11 protein-coding genes, 1 pseudogene and 1 riboswitch are annotated in these 14,524 nt (G+C 33.2%); of the genes and pseudogenes, 6 read left to right on the top strand and 6 right to left on the bottom strand.

The features are described 5' to 3' along the window. Positions 1-77: 77 nt before the first annotated feature. Both LQ615_RS09945 and LQ615_RS09950 read right to left on the bottom strand, forming a co-directional pair. Positions 78-1,418 (bottom strand): sodium-dependent transporter, encoded by a 1,341-nt coding sequence (locus LQ615_RS09945; RefSeq protein WP_016999215.1) that lies wholly within the window; start codon positions 1,416-1,418, stop codon positions 78-80. A 221-nt stretch (positions 1,419-1,639) separates the two neighbouring features. After that, positions 1,640-2,299 (bottom strand): nitroreductase family protein, encoded by a 660-nt coding sequence (locus tag LQ615_RS09950; RefSeq protein ID WP_239703890.1) that lies wholly within the window; start codon positions 2,297-2,299, stop codon positions 1,640-1,642. A gap of 95 nt (positions 2,300-2,394) precedes the next feature. On the opposite strand from LQ615_RS09950, the gene LQ615_RS09955 reads away from it, so the two are divergent. Continuing rightward, positions 2,395-3,432 (top strand): NAD(P)H-dependent flavin oxidoreductase, encoded by a 1,038-nt coding sequence (locus tag LQ615_RS09955; RefSeq protein ID WP_239703891.1) that lies wholly within the window; start codon positions 2,395-2,397, stop codon positions 3,430-3,432. Between the two features lie 173 nt (positions 3,433-3,605). Here the strand turns inward: LQ615_RS09955 and LQ615_RS09960 are convergent, their stop codons facing one another. Together LQ615_RS09960 and LQ615_RS09965 are read right to left on the bottom strand one after the other, a co-directional pair. Beyond that, a complete protein-coding gene (locus LQ615_RS09960; protein ID WP_218729232.1) occupies positions 3,606-4,262 on the bottom strand; it encodes a GNAT family N-acetyltransferase in 657 nt (218 codons plus the stop codon). Positions 4,263-4,410: 148 nt separating this feature from the next. Beyond that, positions 4,411-5,751 (bottom strand): YsnF/AvaK domain-containing protein, encoded by a 1,341-nt coding sequence (locus LQ615_RS09965; protein WP_239703892.1) that lies wholly within the window; start codon positions 5,749-5,751, stop codon positions 4,411-4,413. Positions 5,752-6,007: 256 nt separating this feature from the next. Beyond that, positions 6,008-6,110: riboswitch (purine riboswitch) on the top strand. A gap of 107 nt (positions 6,111-6,217) precedes the next feature. Here LQ615_RS09965 and xpt point away from each other — a divergent pair. From xpt to guaA, 4 genes are read left to right on the top strand one after another with little or no spacing between them, the layout of a single operon-like run. Further along, on the top strand, positions 6,218-6,793 hold the full coding sequence (gene xpt / locus LQ615_RS09970; protein WP_070044839.1) for a xanthine phosphoribosyltransferase: 576 nt from the start codon (positions 6,218-6,220) through the stop codon (positions 6,791-6,793). A 1-nt stretch (position 6,794) separates the two neighbouring features. Then, a complete protein-coding gene (locus LQ615_RS09975; protein WP_239713573.1) occupies positions 6,795-8,063 on the top strand; it encodes a nucleobase:cation symporter-2 family protein in 1,269 nt (422 codons plus the stop codon). Positions 8,064-8,097: 34 nt separating this feature from the next. After that, positions 8,098-9,567 carry an IMP dehydrogenase gene (gene guaB / locus LQ615_RS09980; RefSeq protein ID WP_239703893.1) on the top strand — a complete coding sequence of 490 codons (1,470 nt, stop codon included), beginning with the start codon at positions 8,098-8,100 and terminating at the stop codon, positions 9,565-9,567. Positions 9,568-9,586: 19 nt separating this feature from the next. Next, on the top strand, positions 9,587-11,131 hold the full coding sequence (gene guaA / locus LQ615_RS09985; protein ID WP_103268551.1) for a glutamine-hydrolyzing GMP synthase: 1,545 nt from the start codon (positions 9,587-9,589) through the stop codon (positions 11,129-11,131). A 79-nt stretch (positions 11,132-11,210) separates the two neighbouring features. On the opposite strand, the pseudogene LQ615_RS09990 reads toward guaA, so the two are convergent. Next, positions 11,211-12,316: pseudogene (locus LQ615_RS09990) on the bottom strand (Gfo/Idh/MocA family protein). Positions 12,317-12,595: 279 nt separating this feature from the next. Here LQ615_RS09990 and LQ615_RS09995 point away from each other — a divergent pair. Next, complete coding sequence (locus tag LQ615_RS09995; RefSeq protein ID WP_016999224.1) at positions 12,596-13,186, top strand: type 1 glutamine amidotransferase family protein; 591 nt, start codon at positions 12,596-12,598, stop codon at positions 13,184-13,186. A gap of 69 nt (positions 13,187-13,255) precedes the next feature. Here LQ615_RS09995 and LQ615_RS10000 read toward each other — a convergent pair whose 3' ends face one another. Further along, the gene (locus LQ615_RS10000; RefSeq protein ID WP_103268550.1) at positions 13,256-14,482 is read right to left on the bottom strand and encodes a hypothetical protein; all 1,227 of its coding nucleotides are present in this window, start codon (positions 14,480-14,482) and stop codon (positions 13,256-13,258) included. Between the last annotated feature and the right edge of the window lie 42 nt (positions 14,483-14,524).

Consider the following 14,524-nt stretch of genomic DNA (forward strand, 5'->3'; position numbering starts at 1 on the left):
TTATTTTTTATAAAATCGTGACAATTACACATTTTAGTTCCTGAAAATGACTATCTATTGATTTTAATATGTTCATCCTATAATAATTGTCCGATGAATACTGCGATGATAATAATTGGTAAAACAAATCTAACTAAGAAATACCAAGTGTTAACGAAGAGTCGTCCTTTTTTACTATCTTGCATATTCAACTCTTTCATAATAGTAGTTTTATCAAAAATGTGACCAACAAATATTGTGACACCGAAAGCTCCGATAGGCATTAAAATGTTAGCTACTAAATAATCCATGTTATCAAAGAATGTACCGACACCAAATGTTAAGTTTTGCAACAATCCATTTGATAAAGCGGAAGGTATTCCAAAAATAAACACAAGACCGCCAATAATATAAGCCCATTTCTTTCTATAATCATTATTGTTTTTTGTGATGTTTGATATATTTAATTCGAGCAATGATATTGATGATGTAATTGCTGCGAACAAGAACAATAATAAGAATAATAAATAGAATAATGAACCTAAAAACATTTGATCAAAAACTTGAGGTAATATGATGAACAATAATCCAGGACCTTGGTTTGGTTCTAGACCAAAAGCAAAAATAGCTGGGAATATTGCTAGTCCTGCTGCTATTGATACACCGATGTTCATCCATACAATTGCATTAGCACTTTTAACGATATTCGTTTTTCTGTCTAAGTATGAAGCGTATGTCATCATTCCGCATGTACCTAGTGATAAGGCAAAGAAGGATTGACCAAGAGCATATAACACACCTTCAGAGCTTAAATCAGCTATTTTAGGAGTAAGGAAATATTGGATACCCTCTAAAGCGCCGTCTAAAGTTACAGATCGAATGATAATGATTAAAAATGATAAAAACAATAGTGGCATCATGATTTTTGATGCTTTTTCTATGCCTTTTTCTACACCTTTACTAACAATAATAACGGTGATAAATATAAACGCAAATTGACTTGCTAATGCGAAGAGTGGATTTGAAATATAATCATTAAAGATATTTCCGTATTCGTTGGAATGCGTTAAACCAACGCTATCCAATAACGTCCTAATAATATATAAAATAATCCAACCGCCGATAACACTATAGAAAGAAAATAATACAAACACGGTTAAATTACCAAGCCAACCGATTAAATTGAAAGAAGACTTACCAGAAACTTTCTTGAATATATTTGTTGAGTAAGTCTTTCCATATCGTCCTAATATAAACTCACTTAATAGTAGTGGTAAACCAACTAGTAGTGTAAATATGATGAAGATGAATAAAAATGCACCCCCGCCATAAGTTCCAGCCATGTATGGGAATTTCCATACAGCACCTAATCCAATAGCTGATCCCGCACTTGCTAATATAAATCCAATATTAGAAGACCATTGTGATAAATTTTTCATAATAAACCTTCCTTTATATATAAAATACTTTAAAGCGTTAAAGCGTTCATGTAAAAAAGTCTTAGCGCAATAAATTCTACACTCTATTAAGTAATAAAGCAATATAAAAAATACCCTAAAAATTAGAATTTTATCTAACTTTTAGGGTTTGATTTGAATTAATATCTCATTAATGATGTTTTTATTTACGAAGACTAGTCCATATTTAAATAATTTAACAATTATTTTCCAACTATACCATCACTTTCGTCGTTCCATGCTATGATACTTTCTACTGGTAATCTACTTGACTCATGCGGAGCTTTAGCGCCTTTACCGATAGCAAGTAAATGAGCAGGTACATATCGTGAAGTATCGATATTTAAAGCTTCAAGTAAAGCCGTTTTGTCGAAACCACCAATTGGGTTAGTATCATAACCATGATCAGTAGCAATAAGCATAAGTTGCATAGAAGCTAGGTTTACATCCATTAAACCTTGTTCTTTGAAGTAGCTTTCATCTGCACCGCTTATTAAATTAGAAATTGTTTCAATGAAATAATCTTTAGAGTTTTCATCCATGTATCCAAGTTCTACGTTTTTCTCATAAATTTCACTAACGTAATCAGCATGTTTTAAGTCAGCTAATATGAGAATAATAGCACTTGAAGAGTGAAGTTGTCTTTGGTTGAATTGTACAAGGCTATCTAATTTTTGTTTAGTTTCTTCTGAATCTATAATAACAAATCTCCAAGGTTGTAAATTGATTGATGAAGGTGCTTCTGTAGCTAGCTCAATCATTTCTTCAATTTCTTCTCTAGGTATTTTAAAGTTAGGGTCGAATTCCTTAACTGATTTTCTTTTCTTTATAATTTCTGTCAATGTAAGTTTTGAATGTGACATTTTGATACTCCTTTTAGTAAGATGACATTATAATGAACTAAATAATGACAAAAATAAAGCAATCAGCTTATGGTTATTTTGAAAGGGGTAATGATATGAATAGAACTATCTTATTGAATGAATTAGGCGTGTCAGAACCAATATTTCTAGCAGGAATGGCTGGTGGTGTAACGACACCTAAGCTGGTTTCTGAAGTTTGTAACGCAGGTGGATTAGGTCAAATAGGGGCAGGTTATATGAATCCAGAATCATTATCAGACGATATTGATAAGGTACGAAAAATGACTGATAAACCGTTTGGCGTGAATTTATTTATCCCAGAATTTCCTGAAATTAATCAAGACAAAGTTGATCGAATGAATGCAATATTGAAACCAATAGAAGAAGAACTTCAATATGAACCAATTAAAGAAGTAAAGATTACAAATCAATTCGACGAAATGATAGATGTCATTATTGATAAAGAAGTAAAAGTTGCGAGTTTTACATTTGGCAAACCAACAGAAGCGCTTGTCAGCAAGTTGCACAGGCATAACATATTAGTATTAGGAACAGCCACTGAGTTGGAGGAAGCACTAGATTTAGTGAAGGTTGGTGTAGATGGAATTGTTTTACAAGGAAAGGAAGCAGGCGGGCATAGAGGCTCCTTTAAACAGTCATTACCAGATGACCTGCTTACAACAGAGCAATTATTTAATCTTGCAAAGGAATCTATAGATTTACCTCTAATAGTAGCAGGTGGAATAACAAACCCTGAACGTTCACAATTTTTCCTTCAAAAAGGCGCTACGGCTGTACAGTTAGGTACAGCATTTTTAACAACAGAAGAAAGCGGAGTGCCTAACATCCATAAAGAGAGTATATTGCGAGCTACTACTAAAGATATTGTTTTAACAAATACTTTTAGTGGTCGCTATGCTAATGGAATAAGAAATGCTTATATTGTCTATGCTGAAACATTTGAAAGAGCGATTTGTCCTTATCCAATTCAAAATATATTAACACAGCCTATGAGAGGGAAGTCTAAAAAAGAAGACAATCATGATTATATGAATTTGTGGTGTGGTAAAAATCCCGAGGGAGCTAAGAGAGAAAAAGCTCAAGACCTTATAAAGAGATATACAGAAAAATAAAAATCAGGGAGCGGGAAAGGCATCTCATTTTGTTAAAAAGATTTTGTATCCCCACCCCGGCAAGGATGACTAGATATGAAAAAAGCTTGATATAATCGTGTTTTCATACCAGTCAGCTACTGCCAATATGATAAAACAGGCTGAGACATTTATTTATGTCGCAGCCTGTAATTTTATAACCCCATTGAATCTAATAGTTCATATACAAATTCCCTGTCATTTTCGTTACCGTGTATATATTTATTAATATAACATGAACGTATACTTGGCATAATAACGTCTTTTTGAAGCGGTAAGTATTGTTTAACAAATAAATTGATTGGTGAAGGTGGTGAAGATTTTTGAGGATTTGGTTGAATATATGATATGTTTTGCAAAATTTCATAACCATGTCTATTGAAAAAGTTTTTGCGCATAATAGCTTGTTCTTTTCCTTCTTCAGAATCATATGATTCTTCACCGAATGACTCAAGCATAATCATGTTAGCATCTCTACCATGTACTTCTTGACCACACTTGTGTAATTCTTCTTCGATTTTTTCTAAAGTTTGTGCACCTACACGTCGATTTCGGTGTTCTGGGTGGGTCATTAAATAATTAATGAATGCAGAGTTAGTAGTTGATTCATAATGACCAGTTGATAGGCTAACAACCATATCATCTTTAAGACCAACTAAAAATATATAATGATTTTTGATATATTCAGATGTTAATGAATGTATGAACACATGACGATCTTCTCTGATTTCTACTTTGAAAATTTCCTCATACATATCTAATGCTTTTTTAAACAATGGATCATCTATTGATGTGACAACTTCAAAATTCATGTTAATAAACCCCTCGACTCAAGATTTAGTCATATTATAACATATCACACTAAAAATGCTTATACAGTGTTTTCTTATATTTTATATACGTAAAGTAGAGCCCGGGACAATTATTTATGCCCCGGACCCTTTTAATATTAATGATGTTTTATTGTTTATCATCATCAGTAGGATTATTAATATCTGCTTCTTCTCGTCTTACATTTTCTGAAACGTGTTCTGTGTCTTGTACTTTGTTTTTCTTGATTACAATTTCTTCAGACACTACGTTTTCTTTATCAACATTCACACGTTCTTCATGTAATGGTACGTGAATAGAATCATCCTCGTTTGATTCAAAGTCGCTATCTACTTTTTCATTTACTGGTCGACGCTCGATAGTAACTTCTTCTTTTTCTACAGGTACATCGAACTCTTCAGTTTCCTCAACTACATGTTTATCAACTGAAGCTTCACCAGTTTCAACGTTTTCTTTGTCGACGTTCACTCGCTCTTCATGTAGTCTAACAGCTTCTTCATCATCTGCCGTAGTATTTGTACTATCAGCAGCGTTTCTGTTTTCATTAGAAGTTAAGTCAGACTGTCGTGTTAAATCGTCATTAGCGTCTTGAGCATTTAAATTTTCTCTTTCATCATTTAAAGATGAACGCTCAGTTTCAACACTATCATCGTGAACTCTAGTGAACTCTGATTCATCTTCACGTGTTAAATCTCTTTGATCTTTTACATTATCAGCTTCACCATATGGTGGTTTTGAATCATTATTATTACGATTTTTAAGTTCTTCTAAATCTCTTTCGTTATCACTAGATAATGTTTCATTTTCATTTTGCTCTGATTGGTTTGCTGCATAACCTGCTGCACCTAAACCAGTAGTGCCCGCAAGAGTAGAAGCTGTAGAATGATCATCAACATCATCATGTGCTTCATTTTCTTCATCTATGCTGTTACCATAGCGATTGGTATCTTTATCATCTTGTAAATCGTCTGATTCATTGTTTACATCTTTTGATGAATTTGCAGAAGCAGCTCTAGCTCCGATACCGGCACCTGTTCCAGCTGAAACACCGCTATTACTATCTTCTTTTGAGAAAGGTTTAGTGTCATCGTAATGTTCGTTGCCTAATTGTGAATCTTTCGGATGGCTAGAATCAAAGTTCTCAGTTTCTTCAGTATTATCATTGTCGATATACAATAATATTTTTCCATCATTTAGAGCATTTTTATACTCATCTACATTTTCGTCAGGGACATTGATACCTGTAAGTACTCTTTCTTCTGCGCTTTCACCTGAGAATAATGCAGTGAGTTTATCACTAAATGATCCTCGAGAATTCTTTACTTTTACGTCTGTATATTCTAGTGAGTTATCTTCTAATCGATTTTCAGTTATAACTTGTAAGTCGCGTTCTCCTAATCCATCTGCTTTCAATTGGTCTATTCGTTGTAGTAATTCACTTTCTGTATTAAACTTTTCGATTTTACCCATACTTAAAACCTCCATAAATTTTGTAATGTGCAAAAACCATCAATCAGTGAATACTCTTATGATGTTTATAGATTAATTTAATATTGTTTTCATAAATACAATATAATTCACAAATACCCTTCTATGAGATAATCAAACAAAACAGGGTAAAAATTCTCATTATTTTAATTATTCTGTCTATTTAAAATGTGTTTAAATCCCGTGATAATAAGGTTTTTCCTATTGTAAAAATACTGATATTTTGTTATTATCAATGAATAATTTATTACTAAAAACTCATATAATCTGAAGAATATGGCTTTAGAAGTTTCTACCGCATTGCCTTAAACGATGCGACTATGAGTAAACGAATAACTCTGGAACCAGACTATCAATTTTGTGTGGTTTTATATTATTTTTTACTCATCTTACCTATATTTTAGGATTAAGGTGTGTTTTTTTTAATCTAAATGAGGAGGCGAGTAGTGTGAGGACACTACAGAATAGGGTTAAAGAAGATGGTGTAGTTATTGATGAAAAGATACTTAAAGTTGATTCATTTTTAAATCACCAAATTGATGCAAAACTTATGTACGAAGTAGGACAAGCAATTGTCGATCATTTTAAAGAGAAAAAAATAACAAAAGTGTTAACGATTGAAGCTTCAGGTATTGCGCCAGCTATTATGGCTTCTCTACATTTAGATGTGCCTTGTTTATTTGCCAAAAAAGCAAAACCTTCTACAATGACAAATGAATTTTATCACACAGATATTCATTCGTTCACAAAGAATACAACAAGTACAGTTGTTATTTCGAAACAATTTTTAGATGAAGATGATCATGTATTGATTATTGATGACTTTCTAGCGAATGGTGAAGCATCATTAGGCTTACACCGATTAGTTCAATCTGCAAATGCAACTACTACTGGAGTTGGAATTGTAATAGAAAAGAGTTTTCAACCGGGAAGAGAAAAATTACAATCAGAAGGATTAGACGTCTTATCATTGTGCCAAGTTGCATCTTTAGCAGGTAACAAAGTCAAATTGGTGGACGAATAAGATGAGAAATTTCATACTAAGTGTCCAACATTTATTAGCAATGTACGCTGGCGCAATTATGGTGCCTATTATTGTAGGTTCAGCATTAGATTTCATGCCCGAAGAAGTAGCGTATTTAGTAGCAATAGACATATTTATGTGTGGTGTAGCAACATTTCTACAAGTATATAAAGGAATTGGTATTGGACTGCCGGTCGTCTTAGGTTGTACATTTACCGCTGTTGCACCCATGATACTTGTCGGAAACACACACGGAATTAGTGTGTTATATGGTTCAATATTCTTATCAGGTATTATTGTTATTATAATGTCTCCATTCTTTTCATATTTAGTAAAATTATTCCCACCAGTTGTTACGGGTAGTGTTGTAACGATTATAGGAATAACACTTATGCCTGTTGCAATGAATTACTTAGCTGGCGGGGAAGGCGAAAAAAACTATGGAGATAGTAAAAATATATTTTTAGGTGTATTCACACTCGTTATCATTTTACTGATTCAACGATTGTCTAAAGGATTTATTAAATCAATTGCTATTTTATTAGGTTTATTAATCGGAACAGCAGTTGCATCATTTTACGGATTGGTAGATACTTCAGAGTTACATAAGTCAAATTGGTTAGAACTACCACGTCCATTTAGATTTAGTGGTTTCGAATTTGAGTTTGGAACAACAATAGTCTTTGTCATTATCGCAATCGTCAGTTTGATTGAATCCACAGGTGTGTATCATGCACTTAGTGAAATTACAAAACAACCTATTTCTAGAAAAGATTTATCTAAAGGTTATCGTGCAGAAGGTATAGCTATTGTAATAGGTGCTATATTTAACGCGTTTCCATATACAGCCTACTCTCAAAACGTTGGCTTAGTTTCTCTATCTGGAGCTAAGAAGAATCAAATCATGTATATGATGGTTGCACTACTCATTATATGTGGTTCTATTCCAAAGTTAGGTGCGTTAGCAAGTATGATTCCTTTCCCAGTGTTAGGTGGTGCAATGATCGCAATGTTTGGAATGGTTATGGCATACGGCGTGAAAATGCTAGGTGGCATAGATTTCAACAAACAGAACAATTTACTTGTGATTGCAGTATCAGTTGGGATAGGCGCAGGTATTACTGCAGTACCACAGGCATTAGAAACATTCGGTGAACAATATGCATGGTTAACTCAAAATGGTATTGTTTTAGGGACATTTGCAGCTATTATATTAAATTTATGTTTTAATGGGTTAAACAATCAACAAACCAGTGAAAATATGAAATAATGAAAATGAAAATAAATTAATGGAGGTTATATTCATGTGGGAAAATAAATTTCAAAAAGAAGGATTAACGTTTGATGATGTATTACTTGTACCAGCTAAGTCAGAAATATTACCTAGTGATGTTGATTTAAGTGTGAAATTATCTAAGAACATTAAATTGAACATTCCAATTATTTCAGCAGGTATGGATACAGTAACTGAAGCTAAAATGGCTATAGCTATGGCTAGACAAGGTGGTTTAGGTGTTGTTCATAAAAATATGTCTATTGAACAACAAGCTGATGAAGTTCAAAAAGTTAAGCGCTCAGAAAATGGTGTTATTACAAATCCATTTTACTTAACACCTGAAGAGCAAGTATATGCAGCTGAAGCATTAATGAGTAAATATCGTATTTCTGGTGTACCTATTGTAAATAACGAACAAGATATGAAACTTGTTGGTATCCTTACGAATCGTGATTTAAGATTTATAGAGAATTTCTCAATTAAAATTTCAGACGTTATGACAAAAGAAGATTTAATTACAGCTCCAGTAGATACAAACTTAGAACAAGCAGGAGAAATCTTACAAAAATATAAAATAGAAAAACTTCCATTAATTTCTGAAGAAGGTAGTCTAAAAGGCTTAATTACAATTAAAGATATCGAGAAAGTGATTGAGTTCCCATATGCTGCAAAAGATAGTGCAGGTCGTTTATTAGTAGCAGCAGCGTTAGGTATTGCTAAAGATACACCTATACGTGCACAAAAACTAGTCGAAGCGGGAGCAGATGCTTTAGTTATAGATACAGCGCACGGACACTCTAAAGGTGTATTAGAAGTTGTTAAAAACATAAGTGAAACATATCCTGATGTAACGATTATAGCAGGTAATGTAGCAACTCAAGAAGGTACTAAGGCATTGTATGAAGCGGGAGCAGACGTTGTTAAAGTTGGAATTGGACCAGGTTCAATTTGTACGACACGTGTTGTAGCTGGTGTAGGTGTTCCTCAAATTACAGCTATTTATGAATGTGCTACTGAAGCACGTAAACATGGTAAAGCTATCATTGCAGATGGCGGTATTAAGTTCTCAGGAGACATTGCTAAAGCATTAGCAGCAGGCGGTAACGCAGTAATGCTAGGTAGTCTTCTTGCAGGTACTGAAGAAAGCCCAGGACAAACTGAAATCTTCCAAGGTCGTCAATATAAAGTATATCGTGGTATGGGATCACTTGGTGCTATGGAACAAGGTTCTAAAGACCGTTACTTCCAAGAAGATACTACAGCTAAAAAATTCGTTCCAGAAGGTATTGAAGGTAGAATTGATTTCAAAGGACCTTTACAAGATACAATTTATCAACTAACTGGTGGTATTAAGAGCGGAATGGGTTATACTGGTTCTGCTAACTTAGAAGAACTAAGAGAAGAAGCTCAGTTTATTAGAATGACTGGCGCAGGACTTAAAGAATCACATCCACATGATGTTCATATAACTAAAGAAGCACCAAACTATTCATTTTAATTAAAGGAGCAGGACTATTATGGAAATGGCTTTTGAGCAAGAATTAATTCTTGTATTAGATTTTGGTAGTCAATATAATCAATTGATTACACGCCGTATAAGAGAAATGGGCGTATATAGTGAATTACACGACCATGAAATCTCAATGGAAGAAATTAAAAAAATGAATCCTAAAGGAATTATCCTTTCTGGAGGCCCGAATTCAGTATATGAAGAAGGATCTTTCACAGTAAATCCTGAAATTTTTGAATTAGGTATTCCAGTTCTAGGTATTTGTTATGGTATGCAATTAATGACAAAATTACTGGGCGGTTCAGTTGAAAGAGCAAGTGAACGTGAATATGGTAAAGCGACATTAAACGTAAAATCAGATGACGATTTATTCTTTAGCTTGCCTAATAGCCAAACTGTATGGATGAGTCACAGTGATAAAGTTATTGATATACCTGAAAACTTCGAAATCATTGCAGATAGCCCAAGTTGTCAAAATGCAGCTATAGAAGATAAATCAAGAAAGCTATATGGTGTTCAATTCCATCCAGAAGTAAGACATACAGAATACGGAAATGATTTATTAAGAAACTTCATTCGTCGTGTTTGTGAATGTACAGGGAACTGGACAATGGAAAACTTCGTAGATATTGAAACCGAAAAAATTAGAGAACAAGTTGGAGACCGTAAAGTACTATGTGCAATGAGTGGCGGAGTAGACTCTTCAGTAGTAGCTGTCTTGCTACATAAAGCAATCGGTGATCAACTTACATGTATTTTCGTAGACCATGGACTTCTTAGAAAAGGAGAAGGCGACATGGTTATGGAGAACTTTGGTGAAGGCTTCAATATGAACATCATCAGAGTAGATGCTAGAGATCGTTTCATGAAAAAATTAGATGGCGTTTCAGATCCAGAACAAAAACGTAAAATCATTGGTAACGAATTTGTGTACGTATTCGATGATGAAGCTTCTAAATTAGAAGGTGTAGACTACTTAGCACAAGGTACACTTTACACAGACATTATTGAATCAGGTACGAAAACTGCACAAACAATTAAATCACACCATAACGTTGGTGGATTACCAGAAGACATGCAGTTCCAATTAATCGAACCAATCAATACACTATTCAAAGATGAAGTGCGCGCATTAGGAATTGAATTAGGCATCCCAGAACACCTTGTATGGCGTCAACCATTCCCAGGACCAGGGTTAGGTATCCGTGTATTAGGAGAAATCACAGAAGACAAATTAGAAATCGTTAGAGAATCAGATGCGATCCTAAGAGAAGTCGTACGTGAAGAAGGTCTAGAAAGAGAAATTTGGCAATACTTCACAGTATTACCAGACATTCGTTCAGTAGGCGTTATGGGAGATTACCGCACATATGACTACACAGTAGGCATTCGTGCTGTAACTTCAATAGATGGAATGACGAGTGACTTCGCAAGAATAGACTGGGAAGTATTACAAAAAATATCAAGCCGTATCGTTAATGAAGTAGACCACGTAAACAGAGTAGTCTATGACATAACATCTAAGCCCCCAAGTACGATCGAGTGGGAATAAAAATTCAATAGAATATGGGATGATCCTTTCCCTTAATAAACCCTCCTGTCAAATGTTGATTTGACAGGAGGGTTTTATCTTAATTCGTAATTTCATCAAGTGAAACTTTGCGGTCTTCTTTTAATGAAAGTGTGCATGCATCTGCAGTTGCTATTGATTCTAGGGCTGCAACACCGTTAAGAAGGTTAACATATTCTTCTGTTACATCTCCTCCTTTAAGAACGTTGTGAAGATAAGACATTTCTTTATCAATACATGTTTGAAGCCATAATGGACATCTGACGCCTGGTTTACCATAAGCAATCGCACCATCCATACCACGACCTGTGTAAATGTCAGTTCTTTCATCGTCTTCTTGTTGCGTTTCATGTACTAAAAAGTGTGATTCTTTTTCACCTTTTATTCTTAGTGTGCCACCAGTATTATAAAGGTCAAGTTTGATAGCTCCTTTTGTTCCTTCGATAAGGACGTAGTGTTCTCCCCAACGAAAGGCATTTCCATATTCTAATAAAGCATATCGATTATCGTCATACTCTAAATTAATAATTAACATATCATCTTCATCACCGAAATTATCGCCTTTATGATAAACATTTCCGCCAACCATTGTAGCTTTCTGTGGTAGACCTCCCATAATAAACTGGATACAGTCTAATTCGTGAATATGATGATATAAATGGCCGCCTGATTGAGAACGTATTTTTTCCAAGAAACTTTTGATTGTTGTTCTTCCCAACCTGTACGAGTAGCATGACAATATAATACTTTTCCAATTTTGCCTTGTGGAACTAGTTCTTTTGCATAATGAACGCCATTAAAGAAATTCATAATATGTCCTGCCATGAAGATAACATTATTTTTTTCACAGGCATCTACCATAGCTCTACAATCTTCAAAATTTAAAGCTATTGGTTTTTCGCAAAAAACATGTTTACCATTTTCAGCAGCTTTAATAACTGGTTCACGATGAAGATAACTTGGAGATGCGACAATAACACAATCGATGTCATTGCGAGCTACTAAATCATCGAGACTTGAACACGTTTCAGCTTCTAATTCTTCAACTATTTCCTCTGCATGATTTGGATCAAATACTGCAATTACTTTAGCATCTTCAATTTTATTAATGGAGCGTGCTAAATCAGCTCCAAAATAACCTGTTCCTACAATCCCATAATTAATCATAAAGAAACTCCTCTCTGTTTAATCATCAATGCTATATGATAGGTATAGAACTACATTTTCATGTGCAGTTAATTTCGAGACCACGGAATCACTTCTCCTACTATGTAAAGCATACAATTACAAATACATTATTTCCATCAACGAAAAATAAAAACATCGACTAATTTAGATAAATCACTATTTCCTAGGAAATTATAAATTTAATTATTCATCTAATAATTTATTTTATCCCTTAAATTTTGTATGATTAAAACAGTAAAATAAAAGGAGTTTTCAATTATGAAAAAAGCATTGTTTCTTTTGTTAGATGGTTTTGCTGATTGGGAAGGTAGTTATTTGTCTTCGACTTTAAATCAAAGTGAATCTTGGTCTGTTAATACGATTTCAATTGAAGAGAAGGTAGTTTCTTTAGGAGGTTTTACTGTTTTAATTGATTATATAATTGGTGACGAACCTAAAAATTATGATCTTTTAATAATGATTGGTGCTAATTCTTGGGACAATGACAATCATAAACTATTAAAGTTTGTGCAAGAAACATTTAATAAAGGTATTCCTGTGGGAGCTATATGTGGTGCTGTTGATTACTTAGCGAAACATGGTTTCTTAAATGACTCAAGACATACTGGAAATACCGTTTATTTATGGGAAGATTATAATGAATATAATTCTAAGGATAATTTTATAGAAGAACAAGCAGTGAAAGATGGAAAATTAGTTACTGCAAATGGTACAGCTCCTATTGAATTTACAGAATTAGTATTAGAATTAATAGAATTTGCTAGCCCGAATAATATCGAAAAAAAGATTTATATGTATAGAAATGGCTTTTATAAATACAATGATAAATATGGAAATCCTTTTGTTTAAATTATCTTTATAACTAAATAAAAAACCCTAAAAATTCAGCTTTACTCCTGAATTTTTAGGGTCTATTTTCTATTTCTTAGTTTCAACTTTCACGAAATTTTCGCTCTTTAATTCGTTTATAAGGTCTTCTTGTTTTTCATTTGTGAAGTTATTCATAACTTCTGTTGTGGATTCATCTTTGATGAGGCGTTTGCCTTCTAGTGTGTAATTTTTATAGCCGTAACCTTTATATCTTGTCGTATCATCTGAATATTTGTCATGGTCTGTTATTTTGGCTGTAGTAAGTATTGTATATTTGTCCGGTTCTAACGTAGATGTTGGTGTTACTTTTTCTGATTCGTTATCATCTTCTTCATAACCGAAGCTATACTCATCTTCTTCAGATCCAATTTTGTAATAGCTACTTAATATTTCTGTTGATTTCTTATTGTATTTCGTACTTTTGTTGTCTTCTTTAATTTGTGTTTTTGTTTTGTCGATAATGTCATTAATGTTATCTATATCATCAACATCTGGTAAATCTTTAACTTCAACTTGATATGTTTTTGATCCTTTAAATGTTTTTGAACCACTGTCTTGTATATTACTTATTAATTCTTTTGGTAGTTCTAAATTTATTTTATCACCATTTTTCAAGTTGCCGTTGTTAGGGACGGTAAAATTATATGAGCTAATATCATAACCATCACTTTTATCATCTTTAGTAATTAAGTTTAATTTTCCAGAGTTGTTTAAACCAGTAAATTTCGTTTCAATATTAGAGAATATGTCTTTAGTTGTTACAGTTTTAGGTTTTTTAAGGCCTTTTGCTTTGAATGATTTTTTGAATTCTTTCACTTTAAGTTTGTAATCATCTGAAATACCCTTTTTTACAGATAATTTTACTGTCGTTTTATCACCATTAGATAAATTACTATCATTATATGTATCGAGCTCAACGCTATCGTATATTTTCTCTGCTTTTTCAAGTTTCTTTTGTTCTTCGTTATTGAAGTTCATAGGGTCTATATCATCTTCATCACCATTCTTTATCATATCAATGACTTCTTTATTTTTAAATTTGCTTTGTTTTAGCGATTGAACTAAAAGTTTACGTTCAATCTTTTCTTCTGAGCCTTCAGTTAGTGTAGCATTCCCACTTTTATCATACCCAGAAAATTCTACATCTACGTCTCCTTTTACATCTATCGCTTTATTTTTAACGACTAATGTAATAATAGTTGCCACAATAATAATAGCTATAATTGCAATAATAAGCCATTTGAATTTAAGTAAATAATGTTTAAATTGTTCCATATCAATTTCTCTCTCCATCCAATTATATACATAATATATATC

The organism is Mammaliicoccus sp. C-M13 (genome assembly GCF_022386845.1).
Lineage (GTDB): Bacteria > Bacillota > Bacilli > Staphylococcales > Staphylococcaceae > Mammaliicoccus > Mammaliicoccus lentus.

What these genes read in the sequence shown, in the direction of transcription:
- LQ615_RS09950 (WP_239703890.1), bottom strand. Translation starts at nt 2,299, where the DNA reads ATGTCACATTCAAAACTTACATTGACAGAAATTATAAAGAAAAGAAAA.
- guaA (WP_103268551.1), top strand. Translation starts at nt 9,587, where the DNA reads ATGGAAATGGCTTTTGAGCAAGAATTAATTCTTGTATTAGATTTTGGT.
- LQ615_RS09975 (WP_239713573.1), top strand. Translation starts at nt 6,795, where the DNA reads ATGAGAAATTTCATACTAAGTGTCCAACATTTATTAGCAATGTACGCT.
- LQ615_RS09995 (WP_016999224.1), top strand. Translation starts at nt 12,596, where the DNA reads ATGAAAAAAGCATTGTTTCTTTTGTTAGATGGTTTTGCTGATTGGGAA.
- LQ615_RS09945 (WP_016999215.1), bottom strand. Translation starts at nt 1,418, where the DNA reads ATGAAAAATTTATCACAATGGTCTTCTAATATTGGATTTATATTAGCA.
- LQ615_RS09955 (WP_239703891.1), top strand. Translation starts at nt 2,395, where the DNA reads ATGAATAGAACTATCTTATTGAATGAATTAGGCGTGTCAGAACCAATA.
- guaB (WP_239703893.1), top strand. Translation starts at nt 8,098, where the DNA reads ATGTGGGAAAATAAATTTCAAAAAGAAGGATTAACGTTTGATGATGTA.
- LQ615_RS09965 (WP_239703892.1), bottom strand. Translation starts at nt 5,751, where the DNA reads ATGGGTAAAATCGAAAAGTTTAATACAGAAAGTGAATTACTACAACGA.
- LQ615_RS10000 (WP_103268550.1), bottom strand. Translation starts at nt 14,482, where the DNA reads ATGGAACAATTTAAACATTATTTACTTAAATTCAAATGGCTTATTATT.
- LQ615_RS09960 (WP_218729232.1), bottom strand. Translation starts at nt 4,262, where the DNA reads ATGAATTTTGAAGTTGTCACATCAATAGATGATCCATTGTTTAAAAAA.